Source organism: uncultured Algimonas sp., assembly GCF_947498175.1.
Taxonomy (GTDB): domain Bacteria; phylum Pseudomonadota; class Alphaproteobacteria; order Caulobacterales; family Maricaulaceae; genus Litorimonas.
In genome coordinates this window covers 48442-67487 of record NZ_CANMJB010000007.1, presented here as the reverse complement: position 1 = coordinate 67487, position 19046 = coordinate 48442, and the positions used below count along the sequence as shown (strand labels likewise).

Below are 19046 nucleotides of genomic sequence, written 5' to 3'. Positions count from 1 at the left end.
TATCCTTGCTCCTCCATGCAGGCGCGATGTTCGGGGCGGGGTTCGCCTTTTCCACGACCGACACGTTCGAGGAAAGCCGGGTCGTTCCGGTCGAACTCATCACCGTCGCCGAGCTGACGGACATCCGCGCCTCGCTCGAACGCGACCGCCCAGAGCCGGAACCCGTCGTGGAGCCTGAACCGATGGAGGTCGAGGAGTCGGCGGAAAACGCGCCCGAGGAGGCCGATGCAGTCGACATCGCGCCGGACGAGGAATCATCCGCCGAGCCGGAAGCGGAGCCGCTGACCGTGCCGGAAGAGACCGAGCCGGAAGCGGAGCCCGAGCCCGAACGCGTCGCCGAGGCCAAACCCAGTTTCGATCTGGACCGCATCTCGACCTTGATCGACAAGTCGCAGGATACGTCCACAGCCGCTGATACCCAGGTCGCGCAAGAAGGCGCCGAGGACAAGCTCGTCTATGCCGACCAGGCGCGTGAGGGCATCGGCACGGGCACGCAGATGACCTTGTCCGAGCTCGATGCGCTCAACAGCGCCATGTATCGCTGCTGGCGCAAGCCGATCGATGCGACGGATCTCGAAAAGCTGGTCGTGCGCCTGCGCGTCGATATGGAGCCAGGCGGCTTCGTGAAGGATGTGCGCGTGATCGACCGCGCCGCCTCGCGCCGCGCTGCGCCGGGAAATCCGTTCTGGGACGTGGCCGAAATGCGCGCCGTCCAAGCCGTCAGCAAATGCGCGCCCTATGATTTCCTGCCCTCCGACAAGTTCGACCAGTGGCAGTCCCTTATATTGAACTTCCGTCCACAATCGTGAATTGAGACGACCATGATCCGACTACTCAGCTTGTTCCTGGCCCTCTTCGGGCTTTGTCTGCCCTTGGCGGCCTCCGCCCAGATCGAAGTGGACATCACGCAAGGCAATGTCGATCCCGTGCCGATCGCCGTGCCGGACTTTCTCGGCGACGATCCGGAAACCCGCGAGCTCGGTGCACAGATCGCGGGCGTGATTCGCGACAATCTGGAAAGCAGCGCCGTCTTCCGCGCGCTCGATCCGGCGAGCTTCCTGGAAACGCAGACCGACATCGATTACGAGCCGACCTTCGCCGATTGGCGCGTGATCCGCGCCGATGCGCTGGTGTCGGGCCGTGTCGTGCGCGACAGTCCCGGACGGGTCCGCGTCGAGTTCCGCCTCTGGGACGTATTTGCCGGGCAGCAGCTGGAAGGCATCCGCTTTTCCACGACCGCCGCGAACTGGCGCCGGACCGCGCACAAATCGGCCGATGCGATCTACAAGGCGCTGACGGGCGAGGAAGGCTATTTCGACTCGCGAATCGTCTTCGTGGACCAGCGCGGCCCCAAGGTTAACCGCGAGAAGCGTCTGGCCATTATGGATCAGGACGGTCACGACCCGCAATATCTGCTGGGGGGATCCGATCTCGTCGTCAGCCCGCAATTCGATCCGGGCAGCCAGACCATCGTGTTCATGAGCTACGAGACTCTGCCGCCGCAGGTCTACATGCTCGACATCGAAACGGGTCGGCGCGAATTGCTTGGCAGCTTTCCGGGCATGACTTTCGCGCCGCGCTTTTCGCCGTCGGGCGACGCGCTCGTCATGTCGATGGAACAGCGCGGCAATATCGACATCTACCGCATGGATCTGCAGACCCGCTCGACCGAACGGCTGACGACGGATCCGGGCATCGACGTCTCGGCCAGCTACTCGCCGGACGGCCGCCGCATCGTCTTCCAGAGCGACCGGGGCGGTCCGCCGCAGCTCTACACGATGAATGCGGACGGCTCTTCGCCCAAGCGGATCAGCTTTGGCGACGGCCGCTACAACCAGCCGGTCTGGAGCCCGCGCGGCGACAAGATCGCCTTCGTGCGCCAGAACCGCGGCAAGTTCTCCATCGGCGTGATGGATCCGGACGGCAGCAACGAACGCATCCTGACCGACGACTACCTGCTCGACATGCCGAGCTGGTCGCCCAACGGCCGGATCATCCTGTTCACCAAGGAAACGCGCGGCCGCGATGCGCGTGCCGAGCTCTGGTCCGTCGATCTGACGGGCCGCAATCTCAAGCGCGTCGACACGCCGGGGCAGGCAACCGATCCGGCCTGGTCGCCCTTGCTCGATTGATCGGTCGAAACGTTTGGAAAACGGATCTGAAAACGGGTTCGCGGCCTTATTTCGGCCACACCCTGTTCAAAGATTCACGTTTCCGGCTTTGACCTGACGCGTAAGACGATGTTCAAAGCCTTGAACCGATAGAAGTGGACGGACCATGACATACTCGACACGCTCCCTTGCCCTCCTTGCCACGGCTGCGCTCGCCCTTTCGGCCTGTGCGTCCAAACCAGATCCGGTGGCCGAACCCGTACCGGTCGTCCAGCGCCCGGCGCCTGCGCCTGTCGCCGACCCGGGGCCGCGCGTCATCACGCCGGCAGCGCCCGTCACGGCCGAACCGGGCCGGCCCGTGCCCGGCTCGATCGACGATTTCGCCTACACGGTCGGCGGCGATCCGCGCGTCTATTTCGCCTATGACCAGTACACGCTGTCGCCGGAAGCGCGCGACACGCTGCGCCGCCAAGCCGAATGGCTGAAGCGCTACGGCAACTATACTGCCGTCGTCGAAGGCCATGCCGACGAACGCGGCACCCGCCAGTACAACATCGCGCTGGGCGCGCGGCGCGCCAACAGCGTGCAATCCTTCCTGGTCAGCCAGGGGGTCAACCCGTCCCGCTTGACGACCGTGTCCTACGGCAAGGAACGCCCCGTCGATCCCCGCAGCAACGAAGAGGGCTGGGCGCGCAACCGCAACGGCCACACCAATCTGCGTCCGCTCGGCGAGAGTTAAGCCGTCTCCGCGTCGATGAAATCCGCCATGCGACTTCTTCTGCCGGTCGGGCTCGCGCTCGCCGTCGCGGCTCCGTCCTTCGCCCAGAGCCGGGCGGAGCTGGCGGCGCAGAACGAGCAGTTGCGCCAGCGCGTGGACCGGCTGGAGGCCCGTCTGCTGACCGGCGATCCGGCCGCGGAACGGCTCATGGCGCGCGTGGACACGCTGGAAACGACGATCCGCACATTGCGCGGCGAGATCGAGCGTCTTTCCTATGAACGCGAATTGGTGGACGGCGAAGTCGACGGGATGAAAACCGATATCCGCACGCTGCAGGATCTGGCGACGCGCATGAAGATCCACCTCGACGCCGTCGATCTGGTGGCCGCGCAGAATGCGCCTCAAGTCGATGACAGCTATGTCGCCGGTCCCGGCACGGTCGCCCAGATCCAGGGGCCGCCGACCGTCCGCACCGCACCGTTCACGATCCCTGGCGGTGAGACGGCCCCCGCGGATGTCACAGCGCTGGCGGAGCGCGGCAAATCCTTGCTGGCCGAAGGCGATTATGAGGGCGCGGAAGCCGCGCTGACCCGGTATATCCAGGGCAGTCCCGACGCCGCCGATCTGGGTGAAGCCCATTTCTGGCTCGGCGAAAGCCATTTCGTGCGCGGCCAGTTCAATACGGCGGCCGAAAGCTACATCGCAGCCATGCGCGCGTCGCCCGGCGGCGAAAAGGCACCGGACGCCCTCGTCAAGCTCGGCGCGTCCTTGCGCGAGCTGGGACAGACGGGCGAAGCCTGTACGGCCCTGCAGAGCTTCGGCGACCAGTTCCCGAATGCGCCGCAGGCCGCGCGCGACAAGGCGGCCCGGGAAGTGTCCCGAACGGGCTGTTGAACCCTGACGCCGCCGAGACCGTCGCGGCGGTGTTGCCGCCCGACGCTCCCCCATTCGCCTTCGCGTTCTCCGGCGGTGGCGACAGCCTCGCCCTTCTGGGTATCCTCAAGGCCCACAGTGGCTTGCGCGCGGTTCTTCATGTCGATCACGGCCTTCGCGACACATCGCAGGCCGAAGCGGCCCAGGCGGCCGATCTCGCAGCCGGACATGGCCATGACCTCGTAATTCTACGCTGGAGCGCTGACGGCCCGACGTCGGGTCTTCAGGAGAAAGCCCGACGCGCCCGTTACGGCCTGATGGGCGATTATTGCCGCTTGCATAGGATCCCGGCGCTGGTCACGGCGCACCATGCCGACGATCAAGCCGAAACGGTGTTGATGCGCGTCAAGCGCGCCTCCGGCTGGCGCGGCGCGGCCGGAATGCGGACGCAACGCTACGGTCCGGTCTGGCCGGAACTGGCGGGTGTGACGCTCGTCCGGCCCGCGCTCTGCCTGCGGCGCGCCGCGCTGAGGTCCGGCCTGGAAGCCGGGCGGGCGATCGAAGATCCGTCCAATGGCGATCTGTCGTTCGAGCGCGTCAGGACGCGCCGGGAGCTGCAAGCGCATCCTGAACTCATATCCGACATGCTCGCTTTGGCCGCGGACATGGCGGACGGGCTGTCCGCCGATATGGCGCGTATCCGGGCGGCGCTGAACGGCTACCACCTGACGCATGAAGGGCAGTTCAGCGTGCCGCGCCTGATCGGCGAACCAGCCCTGTCTCTGGTCGCGCCGATCGTCGGCGGGCAGGGCGGCCCGGCCGACCGGGCGCGCATCGCGGCCAGACTGCCGGACCTCGCATCCGGCGACCCTGTCGCCATCGGCGAAGGCTGCATGGGCCGCTGGGACGGCGAGATCCTCACCTTGTCACGCGACCCGGTCGCGATGACCGGTCGCAAGGACCGGCGGCTGGCGCCGACGGCCGTGCCGATCGCGGTCACGCCGGAACCCGCCGTCTGGGACGGACGATTCCTGGTCAGCGGCGAGGGCGGGCAACTTCATCCGGAGCGCCGCGGTCTGCATGTCGGCTACCGCGTGCATTACGGTCGAACGGTGAAGGTGAGAAACCTCGTGGAAGAGCGCCTGTCGGCTGCCCTGACGCTTTCGTGATGGTCGCGGCGCATACCGATCGCAAAAAGACGATGGCCGTGTCACATCGCCTGCTTTCATTATGGCGCCGGGCCCCTATGTTAGGGTCTGAATAAAGCCTTTCAGTCTGGACATTACATGGCCGAGAAAAAGACCCCGCCTCCCAACAAGAACAATCCGCGGCAAATGGCCGTCTGGGGCATCATCGCCTTGCTGCTGATGATCGTGTTCGCCGTGTCGCAAGGCAATGCGACGCGGACGTCGGCGGATGAGACGTTCACCTTCTCCGACTTCCGCGAACGCGTCGAGGCCGGTGAAGTCCGGAGCGCCAAGATCGACATTCCTGGCGGCACCGTCACGGGCGAGCTGGGCAGCGGCGAAGCCTATGTCGTCAACGTCCCGCCCGTATCCGCCGATCCGGCCGGCGACATTCTGGCGGAAACGGACGTGCCTTACCAGTACGCCGAGAAGAGCGAGCCATCCCTGCTCGGCAATCTGCTCATCTCGCTCCTGCCGTTGCTGATCATCATCGGCCTGTTCTTCCTCGTCTTCCGCAACATGCAGGGCGCGGGACGCGGCGGGGCGATGAGCTTCGGCAAGTCCAAGGCCAAGCTGCTGACGGAGAACACCAAGCGCGTGACGTTCGAAGACGTGGCGGGCGTGGAATCGGCCAAGGAAGACCTCAAAGAGGTCGTCGAATTCCTCAAAGATCCCAGCAAGTTCACGCGGCTCGGCGCGCGCATTCCAACCGGTGCGTTGCTCGTTGGGCCTCCGGGCACGGGTAAGACCTTGTTGGCCCGCGCCGTGGCCGGCGAGGCGGAAGTGCCTTTCTTCACCATTTCAGGCTCCGATTTCGTGGAGATGTTCGTCGGGGTCGGCGCGTCGCGCGTGCGCGAAATGTTCGCCGAAGCGCGCAAGCATGCGCCCTGCATCATCTTCATCGACGAGATCGACGCGGTCGGTCGCCACCGGGGCGTCGGCACGTCCGGCGGTCACGAGGAACGCGAGCAGACGCTCAACCAGCTGCTGGTGGAAATGGACGGCTTCGAGGGTCAGGAAGGCGTGATCATCATCGCGGCGACCAACCGTCCCGACGTGCTCGACAAGGCGCTGCTGCGCCCGGGCCGGTTCGACCGTCAGATCGAGGTGCCCTATCCGGACATCATGGGGCGCGAGAAAATCCTCGAAGTGCATATGCGCGGCAAGCCCATGGCGGCGGACGTCGACGTGAAATACATTGCGCGAGGCACGCCCGGTTTTTCCGGCGCGGACCTGGCGAACCTCGTCAACGAAGCGGCCTTGCTGTCCGCGCGGCGCAACAAGCTGAAGATCACGATGCGCGAATTCGAGGATGCGCGCGACAAGGTGATGATGGGCGCGGAGCGTCGCACCCTGGCCATGACCGACGAGGAAAAGGCGATGACGGCCTACCACGAAGCCGGTCACGCCGTGGTCGGCCTCAACATGCCGGGTAGCCTGCCGATCCACAAGGCGACCATCATTCCGCGCGGCCGTGCGCTGGGCATGGTGCAATACATGCCCGAACGGGACCAGATCAGCCAGAGCCGCGAGGAGATGATCGCGCGCATGGCGATGGCCATGGGCGGTCGCGCGGCCGAGGAAATCCATTTCGGCTATGAAAAAGTAACATCCGGAGCCAGTTCAGACATCGAACAGGTCACCCGCATCGCGACCGCCATGGTCACGGAGTGGGGCCTGTCCGACGTCGTCGGCCCGATCGCCTACAAGGATACGGACCAGCAGAGCTTCATGCCCGGAATCGGTCGCGGCTCGTCCATTTCACCGGAAACGGCGAAGATCATCGAGCAGGAAATCAAACGCTTCGTGACCGAGGCTCACGACAAGGCCAAGGACATCCTGACCGAGAAGAAGGACGACTGGGTCGCGCTGGCCGAAGCGTTGCTGGAATACGAAACCCTGTCCGGGGACGAGATCAAGGCGCTGCTGGAAGACGGCACCAAACCCAAGCGCCCCGACGGATCGGGTGGCGGACGGCCTTCCGTCAGCGCGGTTCCAACGACGACGAAGCCGCGGCCCAAGCCCAAGCCGATCGGCGGGGCCAGTCCGGCGCGGGATATCGATCCCGGCGAGTAGTACAGAAAGCCCGGCGTCAGCCGGGCTTTTTCTTTTTGGCCCAATCGGCGGGATCGGGATCCGCGCCGCCGGGTTCCCACTCGCGCCGCCAGGACGGCAGGTCGCCTTGTGCCTTGCGAAGCGCGGGGCAGTCTTGAACCATTTCCGTTTCGCCAAGTTTGTTTTCGAAGGGGTTTTTACCCACGACAGCGCGGCAGCGTTTGTTCACACCATAGAGAGGATCGGTCCAGTAACTGCTGATCCCGACCGGACTGAACGGGATGTACCAGCCATTTTCACCGGCGATGGCCACACCCAGCTCTCCGCGGATCTCACGTTCGCTCATCCCGACGAAGCGGGGATCGGACAGACCGGAATGGGCGAAGGTCGGCATCCACACCTTGTCGGTCTCGCTCAGTTGCTGTTCCGCGAAGACCTGCCGTCTTTGGTCGGAACAGTCTTCCTCGAACCCCTTGAGACAATCCAAAGCCGGTCCAAGACCTCCGACGAGGGGGGCTCCCGTCCCGCCAGCTTGCGGATCGACGCGCCAAGCCGGGTCAATGTCGAGACGTCCGGACGTATAGGGCGTGGCTTCCTCGCCTTCCGCGACGTTGGTGTCCGGTTCGTCCGGTAAACTCGCACGATCAGTCTGGCTGCCACCGACTTCCGGCACCGATGGCGGCATGCGTTCCAGCGGCGGGGACGGCTCCACAGGGTCTGCTTCGGGGATCTGCTCCTGCGCCTCGGGGAGCGTCGTCACGATCGGATCCGGTTCCGGCTCGGCCGTATCGTCCTCCAGAACCGAGACTGGAATGATCACGACGTCGTTCAGCTTTCGGGGCGAAGAAGCCAAAACGGCCAGATAGACAAGCCCGGCATGAAGACCCGCCGAGCCCGCCAAGGCCCAGAGCCGCCGCCTCGAAATATCGTTACGTACCACTCAACCTGCTCTGGCACAGTCTGGAAAGGACAAGAACTTAACAAGCGGAAGGGTGCGCGCTTGTCCGCGCGGGACCAACCGAGCTAGAGGCGCCTCATGTTCCGCCGACCGCAGATCATGGGCATCCTCAACGTCACGCCGGACAGTTTCTCCGATGGCGGGCGGTATGGCGATCTCGAAGCGGCCGTGCGCCAAGCGCGGCGGATGGTCGACGACGGTGCGGACAGTCTCGACATCGGCGGGGAAAGCACGCGGCCTGGTGCGCGGACGGTGCCGTGGCAGGTCGAGCGCGACCGGGTCGTGCCGGTGATCCGGGCCATCCGAGAAGCAACACGGGATGACGATCCGGAACCGGTCCTCAGCGTCGATACGCGCAAACCCGAAGTGGCCGAAGCGGCGATCCTGGCCGGGGCGGACATCTGGAACGATGTCACCGCCCTGACCTACTCCGAAGATAGCCTGCCGCTTGCGGCCGATCTGGGCTGCCCGGTCATCCTGATGCACGCGCAAGGTCCGCCCGAGACCATGCAGGACCGGCCGACCTACGACGATCCGGTCGAAGAGGTGCTGGCCTACTTGCGCCGTCGTCTTGCGGCCTGCGAGGCGGCGGGCGTGGAGCGCGAGAGGGTCACCATCGATCCGGGCATCGGTTTCGGCAAACGGCTGGAGGACAATCTGGCGATCCTGCGCGGCACGGCGCGCTTCGCCGACCTTGCGCCGACCCTGATCGGGACATCGCGCAAGAGCTTCATCCAGACGATCGACGGCAGCCCGGTCGAGAAGCGGCTGGCCGGATCCCTGGCTAGCGGGCTGTTCGCGGCAAGCAACGGGGCGGCCATCTTGCGCGTTCACGACGTGGCGGAAACGCGCCAAGCCATCCGTATCTGGGAGTCCATCGCCAATGTCTGAAACGAAAACCGGTCGCGTCCTGATCATCGCGGGCTCCGACTCGTCCGGCGGGGCGGGGATCCAGGCGGACATCAAGGCTTGCGCGGCGTTCGGTGCCTATTCGATGACGGCGGTGACCGCGATCACGGCGCAGAACACGCAAGGGGTGAAGCGCGTCGATCTGGTCGATCCGGACATGGTGCGCGCGCAGATCGACGCCTGCGTTGCGGATATCGGCGTGGATGTCGTCAAGATCGGCATGCTGGGATCGGAGGCGATCATCCGCACCGTCTTCGAGGCGGTCGAACCGTTGGAGGCGAGTCTCGTGCTGGACCCGGTCATGGTCGCGACCAGCGGCGACCGATTGCTCGAAGAAGGCGCGGTCAAAGCCTTGAAAGAGCTGCTGATTCCCATCGCCGATCTGGTCACGCCCAACGTGCCGGAGGCGGAAATCCTGACCGGCCTCGAGATCAGGGACACGGACGAGCTCTCCAAGGCGGGCGAAGCGATCTTGGAAAAGGGTGCCTATGCGGCCCTGATGAAAGGCGCCCATCTCGACATGAAGTCGGTCGTCGATGTGCTAGTCTCGGAAGAGGGCGCCAGCGTCATGACGGGGCCGCGCCTGCATACGCGCCATACGCATGGCACGGGCTGCACGCTGGCCAGCGCCGTCGCGGCGGCCCTGTCGCTTGGTACGACCCTGGAGGAGGCGGTGACGACGGCGCGCGACTATGTGTTCGAAGCCATCCGCACCGCGCCGAAGCTAGGGCAGGGCAACGGGCCGCTCAATCACGGTTTGGCCTTACAGCCGGGATCGGAGGACGCGGACGTCCCCGATCCGGCAAATCCGTTCGCTGCGTTGAAAGGGATGGGCGGCCTACCCGACTGATCATCACGCCGACGATGATGACGGCGAAGGCGACGACCAGTTTCCAGGTGAAGGGTTCTGAGAGAAACCAGACGCCGATGATCACGCTGACGACGGGCGGGAAGTAGTTCAGCCTTGCCATCGCGCTCGGCCCGGCCCGGTCGATGAAGACCAGATAGAGGATCGTCGCGATACCGGTCGATCCGAACCCCAGCAGCAGGATCATGGTCAGCGCGACCGCATTCGGCACGTGGCCGCCTGGATCGTAGATGACGGCGGCGATGACGCCCGCGATGCTGGCCGCGATCATCATGATGGCGGATCCGGTTTCGGCATGCGTTTTCGGCGCGCGCTTCGCGGCCACGGTCGTCAGCGCGTAACAGAACGCCGCGCCCAGGATCATGAGCTGCGACGGCCAATCGCCGGTCAGGCCGAAGCCGGGATCATCCGGCATGAACAAGACGGCCACGCCGAGAAAACCGATCAGAAAGCCGACGACCTTGAACAGGGTCAGCTTTTCATCCGTGAAGACATGCGCCAGCAGGATCGTCAGCAACGGCATGGCGCCGACGATGACGGCCGTCAGTCCGCTGTCGACGGAAATCTGCCCCTTGGCGATGAGGAGGAACGGGATGACGGCTCCGGTCATCCCCAGCGCGCCGTACCACAGCCAGCGCGCATCTCTCAATGGCGGGAACCGGCGGCCCTTGAACACGGCGTAACCGCTCAGGAACAACGCCGCGACGACGAGGCGCCAGGCCGTCACCCAATAGGGGCTGATGTGATCGACCGCGACGCCGATGAAGTTGAACGCGCTGCCCCAGATGAAGATCAGGAACAGCGACAGGCCGAACAGGGCGGGTCTGGACAAGGGGGCTTGGCTCACGACAGCGCCGTTGGCAGCCCGTCCGCTTCCGGTCAACGCTTCGACGAAACGAGAACAAAATCCTTGGGTGCAGGATTGCTCTGGGGAGGGCAAAGGCCCAATGTCGGCCTATGATGAAATCAGTAATTCCGAGCGGTGTCCTCGCCGCAATATTGTCCACGACTGTGGCAGCCAGCCCGCCCGGACCCGTCAGATCCTTGGCGCCGACCGCCGTAACGGCGTTCCAGACGGCTTATCTTCCGGCTGGCTCCGGGGTGGATCGCCACGCAGAGTTCACGCAGATTTTCGCGGGCGACAGCCTCATCACGGCCATCGAAAGCGTGGCGGCGCACGGCCTCGATCCGCAGGACTATCATCTCGCGACACTGAAAGAACATGGCACGACCGGGGAGGACATGACGCACTATGCACTCGATGCGTGGATGAGCGCGGCTTCGCACATCGCCTTCGGCAAGCTGTCTCCGATATCGGTCGAACCCGATTGGACGGCGCAAGGACGGCAGGCCGACCTGATCGCGCATCTCCGGAAATCGTTGGATAACGGCAGCTTATCGGAAAGTCTTGAGGCACTCGCACCGCAGCATGCGGCTTATCAGACGATGAAAGCCGAACTGGCCGGGCGATTGGCGGCCCCGCCGCGAGACGATATCGGCGTCCTTTCCGGAGAGACCCTGAAACCCGGAACGACGTCGCCGCGCATCGGTGCCGTCCAGACCCGGCTCGATGTGCCCGTGACCGGCGTTTACGATATCGTGACCGAGGATGCGGTCGTGGCGTTCCAGCGCGAGAACGGCCTGGAGCCGGACGGACTGATCGGGCCGGCGACGGTCAGGGCGCTCAACCGGGGCGCCTCCGCCGCCATCGACCAGCTGCGCGTCAATCTGGAGCGCTGGCGCTGGTTGCCGGACGATCTGGGACGCCGCCATATCCGGGTCAACATCGCCGACTTCTCTGTGCAAGCCTGGAAGGACGGTCGGATCGACCGGGTTCACGGGGCCATCGTCGGCCGGACCTATCGCAAGACGCCCGTCTTTTCGGACGCGATCGGTTATGTCGTGCTGAACCCGTGGTGGGAGACTCCGGCCAGCTTGGCCCGGCGCGACAAGCTGCCTTTGTTCCAGCGCGATCCCGCAGCCGTGGACCGGCTCGGGTTCCAGGTGCTGGATCGCGAGGGCAAGGTCGTGAATGCCTCTGCAATCGACTGGAACGCGTTGCCGGCCGGGACCATGCCCTACAGGATCCGGCAGGCACCCGGCGCGCGCAATGCACTCGGCCAGGTCAAGATCATGTTTCCGAACCGTCACAACGTCTATCTGCACGACACGCCCGACCGGGGCTTGTTCGCCCGGCGGCAGCGCGCCTTTTCATCCGGATGCATCCGGACGCAGGATCCGATCGACCTGACCGAATGGCTGCTGAGCGAAACCCCGGACTGGGACAGGGCGCGCATCGATTCGGTGCTGGACGGATCGCGCGAGACCCGCATGAACCTGTCGGCAAAAGTGCCGGTCCACATACTCTACATGACCGTCGTCAGCGATGCGGCGGGCGTGCGGTTCGTCGATGACATCTACGACCGCGACGCTGCGGTGCTCGCCGGACTGAAACGAAGGCCCGGTCAGTGAAAGACGTCCGGGCCGGTGTCCTGTTGATCGGGGACGAACTTCTGTCGGGACGGACGCAGGACACAAATCTCGGGACGATCGCGATGTTCCTTGGCCCGCTCGGCGTGTCGGTCGGCGAAGCCCGCATCCTGCCTGATGATGCACGGATCATCGCGCATGCGGTCCGGGCGTTCAGCGAACGGTTCGACTACGTCTTCACCACGGGCGGGATCGGCCCGACCCATGACGACATCACGGCCGACGCCATCGCTGCCGCCTTCGATCTGTCGATCGGCGAACGCGACGATGCGCTGGAGGCTTTGCGCGAACGCTACGGCGAGGGCGAACTCAATTCCGCCCGTCGACGCCTGGCGCGCATTCCGAACGGAGCATCGCTGATCGCCAACCCCGTCAGCCAAGCGCCGGGCTTCCAGACGCGCAACGTCTTCACGCTGGCGGGCGTCCCGCAGATCATGCGCGGCATGCTTGCCGATATCGGGCACCGGATCGAAGGCGGCCGCAGGGTTCACCAGATCACGGTCGTCTGCGAAGGGGTCGGCGAAGGCGACGCCGCCGCCGGGTTGGCGGATATCGAACAGGCGCATGAGGGCGTCTCGATCGGCAGCTACCCCTTCTTTAACGACGCGCTTCGCGGCGTGTCTTTCGTGGCGCGCGGTCCGGACGCGGCACAGCTCGCCGATGTGGAGCGCGACCTGAAGGCTCTTGTCGCGCGGCTGACGCAGGGCTAACGGGGCGGCGTGTCGTCGCGGGCGTGGTGGAATCGGTAGACACGACAGACTTAAAATCTGTTTTCCGCAAGGAAGTGCCGGTTCAAGTCCGGCCGCCCGCACCAGCCTTCGCTTCCTAAAGGAAGCTTCGGCTGGCGAGCCAGCCGGGGCTGACGACGGAAGCCAAGGCTGCGCGCCGAAGCTTTGGCGAAGGCGGGCGAGGGATAGCATGATGTTCTTTGTGTACATTCTTCGCGCGACCGAGATTCCCGACCAAACCTATGTCGGCTTCACGCAAGATTTAAAAAACCGTCTACAACGCCATAACGCTGGCCATGTCCGGCACACATCCAAATACAGACCCTGGCGTCTTGAAACCTATCTCGCCTTTTCGACCAAAGAGCAGGCGCTTGCGTTCGAGCGTTATCTAAAAACCGGTTCCGGTCGCGCCTTCGCGAAAAAGCGGCTACACTCCTGCTTATGAAAACAGAACGTTTCGAGTTTCCCGGCGCCCTTGGCCATAATCTGGCTGGACGATTGGACCTGCCGGAAGACGGCAAGGTGATCGACTATGTCGTCTTTGCGCACGGTTTCACTATCGGCAAGAATTTCAAGCCCTTGCAGACGATCGCTAAAGCTCTCGTGGACGAGGGCTACGGCATGTTGCGGTTCGATTTCACCGGACTCGGCGGGTCGGGCGGCGATTTCTCCGACACCAACTTTTCGACCAATGTCCAGGAGATCGAAGCAGCGGCCGCCTATCTGGCGGAAAATTACGAGGCGCCCGGCATCCTGGTCGGACATAGCTTCGGCGGAACGGCCGCGCTCAAGGCGGCGGAAAACCTGCCCTCCGTGACCGCCATCGCCACCATCGGCAGCCCGTGCAGCACGACCCATATCGTTCACAATTTCGGCGACAAGCTCGAGGAGATCATCGAGAGCGGGCAGGCTGAAGTCATGCTGGCCGGGCGGCCCTTCATCATCAAGGACCAGTTTCTGGACGACATCAAGAAGCACGACATCGCCGAAGGCGTCGGCGATCTGGACCGGGCGCTCTTGATCTTCCATTCGCCGCAAGACCGCGTCGTCCTGATCGACAATGCGAGCCACCTGTTCCGTTTCGCCAAACACCCGAAGAGTTTCGTCAGCCTCGACGGGGCGGACCATCTGCTATTAAAGGACGAGTGCGACGCCGACTATGTCGGCCGGGTGCTGGCCGCCTGGGCACCGCGTTACGACCGCGGCAGCCCCGACAGGACGCCGACCAAGGCCCGGTAATCGTCGGGCGGCGGCGTCTCGAAACGCATTGCTTCTTTCGTGACCGGATGGACGAAGCCCAGCAAGCGCGCATGTAGCGCCTGACGCTTGAAAGCCGCGACCGCGTCACGTACGCGCATCTCCTCCGGTGAACGGTCCGACATGAAGGCCTTCTGGTTGCCATAGAGAGGATCGCCCAAGAGCGGACAGCCGATGTGAGCCATGTGCACGCGGATCTGGTGCGTGCGACCGGTTTCCAGCCGGCATTCCAGCTCCGACACGACGGGCGTGCCGACGCTGCCGCCACGCTTCTGCCCGAAACCGCGCAGCGTCTCGTAGTGGGTCACGGCGTGGCGGCCATGGTCCGAGGCGTCCAGATCGTCATCCGTTCCGCGCACGACGGCCTGCTTCTTCCGGTCATGGACCGACCGCGCCAGCCGCGTTGTGACGGTGCCAGTGCGCAAGTGGGGCCGGCCCCTGACAAGGCAGACATAGGCGCGTTCGATCGAATGCCGGGCAAACTGCTTGGCCAGTCCGCGATGGGCGACATCCGTCTTGGCCACGATCATGACGCCGGACGTGTCCTTGTCGAGGCGGTGGACGATGCCGGGCCGCATGACCCCGCCGATCCCGGACAGGCTGTCCGCGCAGTGATGCAGCAGCGCATTGACGAGCGTGCCGGCGCGCGATCCCGGGGCGGGATGGACCGTGAGGCCGGAGGGTTTGTCGAGCACGATCAACTGGTCGTCTTCGAACAGGATGGAAAGCGGGATGTCTTCGGGGGTCGGCGTGTCGTCGACGGGCGGCGGGACGAAAACCGCATATTCGGTCTCCGGGACGATCTTGCCCGTGACCTTGCCGACGATGTCGCCATTGGCCCGGACCTGGCCCGCTTCGATCAGGGCCTTGACGCGCGCGCGGGACAGTTCGGTCCAACCGGACAGCCATCGGTCCACGCGTTGCCCGGCGTCCGTGTCTTCGGCCGTGCGGATCTGCCAGTGCCCGTCCGGCTTTGGAAGCGTCATCGGTCGGGCCGCCTATTCGGACGATAGCGCCGCGGCGCAGAGAAGATAGGTCCGCCCATACGCGCCGGACAGGTCGGCTCTGACTTGGGCCGCGTCGGCGAGTGATCGCAGATGCCGGTCGTAATCGTGCCGGAACGTCTGCACCCGCTGCCCGAACGCCCGGTCGGCGGACAGAACCCCCCGGAGATGGAAGACGGCCTCCGTGCGGCGGACCAGGACGAGCGCGGATTGCGCCTCCTCGCCGCCGCTCCGCCGGATCGCAGCGACCTCATGGACAAGGGCGTCATCGACCAGACGAACCGGGTCGAGCCCGACTTCGCCGAGACGGACGACCACGTCCGACCCTTCGGGCGCCCTGCGTGGCGGCGCGAGTGGAACACCGGGTCCAGGTCGGTCCAGCACGCGCTTGGCCCTGTCGGACCGGGTCGTTTCAGGCGGCGTTTTGGCGGGTGGATCGGACAGGGGTTCAATCCCCCCCAGCATGTCGCGCCAGCGCCAGTTCTTCTCGCTTTTCGGTTTGCCGAAGATGCGCGTTTCCGGCGCGTCGGCATCGACACGCCGGACCAGATCGGCATCCGAACCGATCCGTAGGGGCGCGACGGGCGGCACCGCACTGTCGCCTTCGACGATCTGCGTCAGTTCCAATGCGTCGCCCTCGACGTCCGGAATGACGAGATCGTCAGGATCGCTGTCGGGGATGTCCGCGTCCAGCGGTGTGAGGTCGAGAGGCCCGACGGACAGTTCGGGAGATGCGGACAGTTCGGGAGATGATGTCGTAATGGGTTCGGCGATCGGCAAAGGGGTCCGGTCGTCTTTGGCGGTGTCCATGCGTGACTTCAGGGCGCGCAGTTCCTTTTCCATCATGCGGAGTTCATTACGGGTTTGCGTAACGCTGCCGGATACGCGGTCGGCGATGTCGGCCGTGAAGTCGCGGGATGTCTGGTCGGCTTCGATCAGGGTGGCCTGGATGTCCGCGAGCCGTTCGGACAGATCATCCTGCACGGTTTGCGCCTGATCGAGCAGTGCGGTGAGCCGGGTTTCGGCCGATCCGATTTGCGTGGTCACCATGTCCAGCCTGTCCGACTGGCGAAGCAGGGCCTGCTCGGCGGTGTCCTTGTCGTCCGACAGGCGTGTGGACAGGGTCTGCATCTGAGCGGCCTGTTCGTTGTAGATCCCGTCAATGGCGCCTGACTGAGCTTCGAGGCGTTCGGACAAGTCCGATAGCCGCGTCTCCGCTTCGGTCATGGCTTGGGCTGCGGTCCGTGCCGTCGCCGCGATGGCCGTACCGTGCGCGTCTGTCTGCTGGATGGACCGGGTCAATGCCGCATCGGCGTCCTGGATGCGCGCGGCAGCCTCCGCCATGGCGGTTTCGAGCGCGGCACGCTGTTCCGTCAGCGTTCGGGTCAATTCCGACAATCTCGCATCCATATCGGAGGCAAGCTCGTCCAGAGCCGTCCGGTGATCGCTGGCGGTCCGGCTGATCGCTTCGCTTCTTTCGTCCACCTGCTCGAACTGACGAGCCAGGTCGGCGGCGAACTCCTGCAGATCCTGACGCGTCCGCGCCAGTCGCTCATCGACCGTCGAAAGTTCGTGCCGGATGCCGCCCGCCATCGTCGCGACATCCGAGGCGGCAAAGGCGTCGGCGCGGTTCAACCGGTCCGCGACATGCGACAGTCGCAACATTTCGCGACGCATGGTCGAAAAGGCCCTCAACGCGGCCCACAAGGCAAGAACGGAAATCATGGGCACAAGGCCCGCGAGACTGACGATCGCGAGTTGCGATGCGCTCAGCGTGTCGGTTTCGCCCAGATATAGCAGGATGAGCGCGACGACCGAAAGACCCGTCAATAGGCCGAGCACCGGTCCGATCCAGCCGAGTTTCCGTTCTTCGGGTTCGGGAAACGGTTGCGGCCGGGCCGGAGACGGCACGGCCGCTTCTTCGGTCGGCTCGGTCGGAGCGGAAAGGCGGAGCGGCCGCTTGTCGTCGGCGACGATCGGCTGGACCAGCTGGACGATCGGCCGGAAGTCCGGCTTCGGGGCTTCGACGGTCTTTCGGAGTTTCGGCGGCTGGCCCGGTTCCGGCGCGGACTTGCTGTCCGCGGGTTCGGGGATCAGGGCGACCGGGTCTTCATCCGGGCCAGGATCGATGGAGAAGATCTTCTTGCTGATGTCTGACACGATCCCCTCTAGGCCGCAGGCCGGTGCTTCGGTCTACGCTAACATAGGGTTCGAGGAGGCGAAAGGCGTCAGAGTGACGACGGATCAGTCGTCGGGCCAGCCGTCGGCAGAGCGCGACGCCGCGTCCGCGTGACGTAGAGAAGTCCCAAAACGACGCAGAGAATGAGGATGGTCGAAATCGAGTCCGACGTCGGGTCCGCTTGGACCTGCCAGACGGAGGGCGTCGGCAGGACCGAATTTTCGTAATTGACGAAAATGGCGACGAAGGTGTTGTTGCCGGCATGAACGCCGATGGCGGATTCCAGCCCGTCATCGATCAGCACCATCAGGCAGGCGGCGAAACCGAAGAAGAAATAACCGCTCATGACGATCGGCAGATTGCCCGCTTCCGCGCCCGCCTGCGCTTCGGGATTGGCGAGGTGCAACACGGTGAACAGTCCACTGGTGAGGACGAAGGCGACCCATTTGTTGCCGAACCAATGGGTCAGACCCTTGTTCATGTAGCCGCGGACGACAATTTCCTCCGTCGCGCTCTGCACGGGTAGCAAAAGGATGGACAGGAAGGCGAAAGGCAGAAAGCGGCTGGCATCGAACACCATTTCCGGCGGCGATCCCATGATGAACGTCGCGATCAGACCGTAGGATGCGAGGACGGCCCACATGATGGCGAAGGCTTGCGCCGCCCGCGTCCAGCGAAACCCTGACCAGGCTGTGTGGAGTTTCGTCAATGGCATTGCGTGGACGATCTTCCAGCCCAGATAGAGACCGACAAGTGCGGCCGGGAATGTCAGCAGCATGAGCAGATAGGCGACAGGGGACAGACCGATGACGGACATCAGGATCGTGTTGGCCTCACCGAACTCGCCCATGCCCGCCAGATAGAGGCCGCCGCCGAGAAAGGTGATGACCGCACCGATCAGACCGACGATCTGCGATGATTTTCCGCGTTCGCCCAAATAGTGGATGCCGTACCCGATAGCGGCCATGATCAGGCCGGTCAGGAAAAGGATGCCACCGAGACCTGTCACGGCCGCGTCGCCCGTCTCCATGAAGGCCATCGAAAGTTCGTTCAGCTGTTGCGCGGCCTCCGGGTCCAATTCCTCGAGCATCGAGACAAATGGCATGGTAAAGGCCATCTGGCCGATGACCCATGTCATGACCGTCAGCCAGAAGACGGCGATCCAGTCGTACCACCGCACGGAACCGTTCTGTTCTCTATCGTAATAATGCATTGATAATCATGTCCGTTCGGGGGAGGGCGGAACTTATTCGCGAAGTCAGAATGGGGCGGAACGTGTCCGGAACGCAAATAGATTTCGACCATCTGAACCGATATGTCGATGGCGACACCGCGCTGACGCGCGAGATCTTCTCGCTTTTCCAGCACCAGGTCGAGATGTGGGGCCGCGGACTGGATGCGGGTGCGGATGACGAGGTCTGGGAGTCGGTCGTGCACTCGCTCAAGGGATCGGCCAGGGCCATCGGTGCGAACGGATTGGCCGGGATGTGCGAGGCGGCCGAAAGGCTCGTCGGCGAGGGTCGCCGAATGGGCGCCCGGGATGTCGCGGTCCAGAACATCGAATTCGCCATCGATCAGGTGCGCACGGAAATCCAGCGATGGGAGCACGCCCGGAGCCTGAAGGACTTGCAAGGCTGAAAACGTGAACGCCGCCGCCATGACAGGGCGGCGGCGCTACAGAGAGATTGCGTGAACTGTATTGTCTCTGG

General features: G+C 64.5%; 18 protein-coding genes and 1 tRNA gene. 14 read left to right on the top strand and 5 right to left on the bottom strand.

Translation table 11 applies throughout. The features are described from left to right. Positions 1–5: 5 nt before the first annotated feature. The 6 genes from Q0718_RS10920 (at position 6) to ftsH (ending at position 6965) form a co-directional block, all read left to right on the top strand. The gene (locus Q0718_RS10920) at positions 6–809 is read left to right on the top strand and encodes a hypothetical protein (RefSeq protein WP_298917669.1); all 804 of its coding nucleotides are present in this window, start codon (positions 6–8) and stop codon (positions 807–809) included. Positions 810–821: 12 nt separating this feature from the next. Next, positions 822–2132 (top strand): Tol-Pal system beta propeller repeat protein TolB, encoded by a 1311-nt coding sequence (gene tolB, locus Q0718_RS10915; RefSeq protein ID WP_298917667.1) that lies wholly within the window; start codon positions 822–824, stop codon positions 2130–2132. Positions 2133–2277: 145 nt separating this feature from the next. Further along, positions 2278–2850 (top strand): peptidoglycan-associated lipoprotein Pal, encoded by a 573-nt coding sequence (gene pal, locus Q0718_RS10910; RefSeq protein ID WP_298917665.1) that lies wholly within the window; start codon positions 2278–2280, stop codon positions 2848–2850. Positions 2851–2877: 27 nt separating this feature from the next. After that, positions 2878–3723, top strand: a complete 846-nt coding sequence (gene ybgF / locus Q0718_RS10905; RefSeq protein ID WP_298917662.1) for a tol-pal system protein YbgF — start codon at positions 2878–2880, stop codon at positions 3721–3723. After that, on the top strand, positions 3720–4871 hold the full coding sequence (tilS, locus tag Q0718_RS10900; protein ID WP_298917660.1) for a tRNA lysidine(34) synthetase TilS: 1152 nt from the start codon (positions 3720–3722) through the stop codon (positions 4869–4871). The genes ybgF and tilS overlap by 4 nt, the downstream gene beginning before the upstream one ends. 117 nt (positions 4872–4988) lie before the next feature. Next, the gene (gene ftsH, locus Q0718_RS10895; RefSeq protein ID WP_298917658.1) at positions 4989–6965 is read left to right on the top strand and encodes an ATP-dependent zinc metalloprotease FtsH; all 1977 of its coding nucleotides are present in this window, start codon (positions 4989–4991) and stop codon (positions 6963–6965) included. A 16-nt stretch (positions 6966–6981) separates the two neighbouring features. On the opposite strand, the gene Q0718_RS10890 is transcribed toward ftsH, so the two are convergent. Further along, complete coding sequence (locus Q0718_RS10890; protein WP_298917656.1) at positions 6982–7884, bottom strand: hypothetical protein; 903 nt, start codon at positions 7882–7884, stop codon at positions 6982–6984. A 96-nt stretch (positions 7885–7980) separates the two neighbouring features. Between Q0718_RS10890 and folP the strand changes: the two genes are divergently transcribed. Both folP and thiD read left to right on the top strand, forming a co-directional pair. Next, the gene (gene folP, locus Q0718_RS10885; protein WP_298917654.1) at positions 7981–8793 is read left to right on the top strand and encodes a dihydropteroate synthase; all 813 of its coding nucleotides are present in this window, start codon (positions 7981–7983) and stop codon (positions 8791–8793) included. Further along, complete coding sequence (gene thiD, locus Q0718_RS10880; RefSeq protein ID WP_298917652.1) at positions 8786–9661, top strand: bifunctional hydroxymethylpyrimidine kinase/phosphomethylpyrimidine kinase; 876 nt, start codon at positions 8786–8788, stop codon at positions 9659–9661. Before folP ends, thiD begins: the two co-directional genes overlap by 8 nt. Here the strand turns inward: thiD and Q0718_RS10875 are convergent. Further along, complete coding sequence (locus Q0718_RS10875; RefSeq protein ID WP_298917646.1) at positions 9558–10526, bottom strand: EamA family transporter; 969 nt, start codon at positions 10524–10526, stop codon at positions 9558–9560. The genes thiD and Q0718_RS10875 overlap by 104 nt on opposite strands. 110 nt (positions 10527–10636) lie before the next feature. Between Q0718_RS10875 and Q0718_RS10870 the strand changes: the two genes are divergently transcribed. From Q0718_RS10870 to Q0718_RS10850, 5 genes are all read left to right on the top strand, one after another. Continuing rightward, on the top strand, positions 10637–12151 hold the full coding sequence (locus tag Q0718_RS10870; RefSeq protein ID WP_298917644.1) for a L,D-transpeptidase family protein: 1515 nt from the start codon (positions 10637–10639) through the stop codon (positions 12149–12151). After that, on the top strand, positions 12148–12879 hold the full coding sequence (locus Q0718_RS10865) for a molybdopterin-binding protein (RefSeq protein WP_298917642.1): 732 nt from the start codon (positions 12148–12150) through the stop codon (positions 12877–12879). The genes Q0718_RS10870 and Q0718_RS10865 overlap by 4 nt, the downstream gene beginning before the upstream one ends. Positions 12880–12896: 17 nt before the next feature. Continuing rightward, positions 12897–12983 (top strand) — tRNA-Leu (locus Q0718_RS10860). Positions 12984–13087: 104 nt separating this feature from the next. Beyond that, positions 13088–13342, top strand: a complete 255-nt coding sequence (locus tag Q0718_RS10855; protein ID WP_298917640.1) for a GIY-YIG nuclease family protein — start codon at positions 13088–13090, stop codon at positions 13340–13342. Then, positions 13339–14136, top strand: coding sequence for an alpha/beta hydrolase (locus tag Q0718_RS10850; protein WP_298917638.1), 798 nt, complete (start codon positions 13339–13341; stop codon positions 14134–14136). Before Q0718_RS10855 ends, Q0718_RS10850 begins: the two co-directional genes overlap by 4 nt. Here Q0718_RS10850 and Q0718_RS10845 read toward each other — a convergent pair. From Q0718_RS10845 to Q0718_RS10835, 3 genes are all read right to left on the bottom strand, one after another. Beyond that, positions 14091–15140 (bottom strand): RluA family pseudouridine synthase, encoded by a 1050-nt coding sequence (locus Q0718_RS10845; protein WP_298917636.1) that lies wholly within the window; start codon positions 15138–15140, stop codon positions 14091–14093. The two genes, Q0718_RS10850 and Q0718_RS10845, sit on opposite strands and share 46 nt — an antisense overlap. Before the next feature lie 12 nt (positions 15141–15152). Further along, complete coding sequence (locus tag Q0718_RS10840; RefSeq protein ID WP_298917633.1) at positions 15153–17318, bottom strand: hypothetical protein; 2166 nt, start codon at positions 17316–17318, stop codon at positions 15153–15155. Between the two features lie 68 nt (positions 17319–17386). Next, a complete protein-coding gene (locus Q0718_RS10835) occupies positions 17387–18550 on the bottom strand; it encodes a CPBP family intramembrane glutamic endopeptidase (RefSeq protein ID WP_298917630.1) in 1164 nt (387 codons plus the stop codon). 62 nt (positions 18551–18612) lie between these two features. On the opposite strand from Q0718_RS10835, the gene Q0718_RS10830 reads away from it, so the two are divergent. Next, entirely contained in the window at positions 18613–18975 is a 363-nt protein-coding gene (locus Q0718_RS10830) for an Hpt domain-containing protein (RefSeq protein ID WP_298917627.1), read from the top strand. The last annotated feature ends 71 nt before the right edge of the window (positions 18976–19046 follow it).

Coding starts and splice junctions, on each gene's coding strand:
- ybgF (WP_298917662.1), top strand. CDS start 2,878: ATGCGACTTCTTCTGCCGGTCGGGCTCGCGCTCGCCGTCGCGGCTCCG.
- Q0718_RS10835 (WP_298917630.1), bottom strand. CDS start 18,550: ATGCATTATTACGATAGAGAACAGAACGGTTCCGTGCGGTGGTACGAC.
- Q0718_RS10845 (WP_298917636.1), bottom strand. CDS start 15,140: ATGACGCTTCCAAAGCCGGACGGGCACTGGCAGATCCGCACGGCCGAA.
- Q0718_RS10850 (WP_298917638.1), top strand. CDS start 13,339: ATGAAAACAGAACGTTTCGAGTTTCCCGGCGCCCTTGGCCATAATCTG.
- tolB (WP_298917667.1), top strand. CDS start 822: ATGATCCGACTACTCAGCTTGTTCCTGGCCCTCTTCGGGCTTTGTCTG.
- pal (WP_298917665.1), top strand. CDS start 2,278: ATGACATACTCGACACGCTCCCTTGCCCTCCTTGCCACGGCTGCGCTC.
- Q0718_RS10870 (WP_298917644.1), top strand. CDS start 10,637: ATGATGAAATCAGTAATTCCGAGCGGTGTCCTCGCCGCAATATTGTCC.
- thiD (WP_298917652.1), top strand. CDS start 8,786: ATGTCTGAAACGAAAACCGGTCGCGTCCTGATCATCGCGGGCTCCGAC.
- ftsH (WP_298917658.1), top strand. CDS start 4,989: ATGGCCGAGAAAAAGACCCCGCCTCCCAACAAGAACAATCCGCGGCAA.
- folP (WP_298917654.1), top strand. CDS start 7,981: ATGTTCCGCCGACCGCAGATCATGGGCATCCTCAACGTCACGCCGGAC.
- Q0718_RS10855 (WP_298917640.1), top strand. CDS start 13,088: ATGATGTTCTTTGTGTACATTCTTCGCGCGACCGAGATTCCCGACCAA.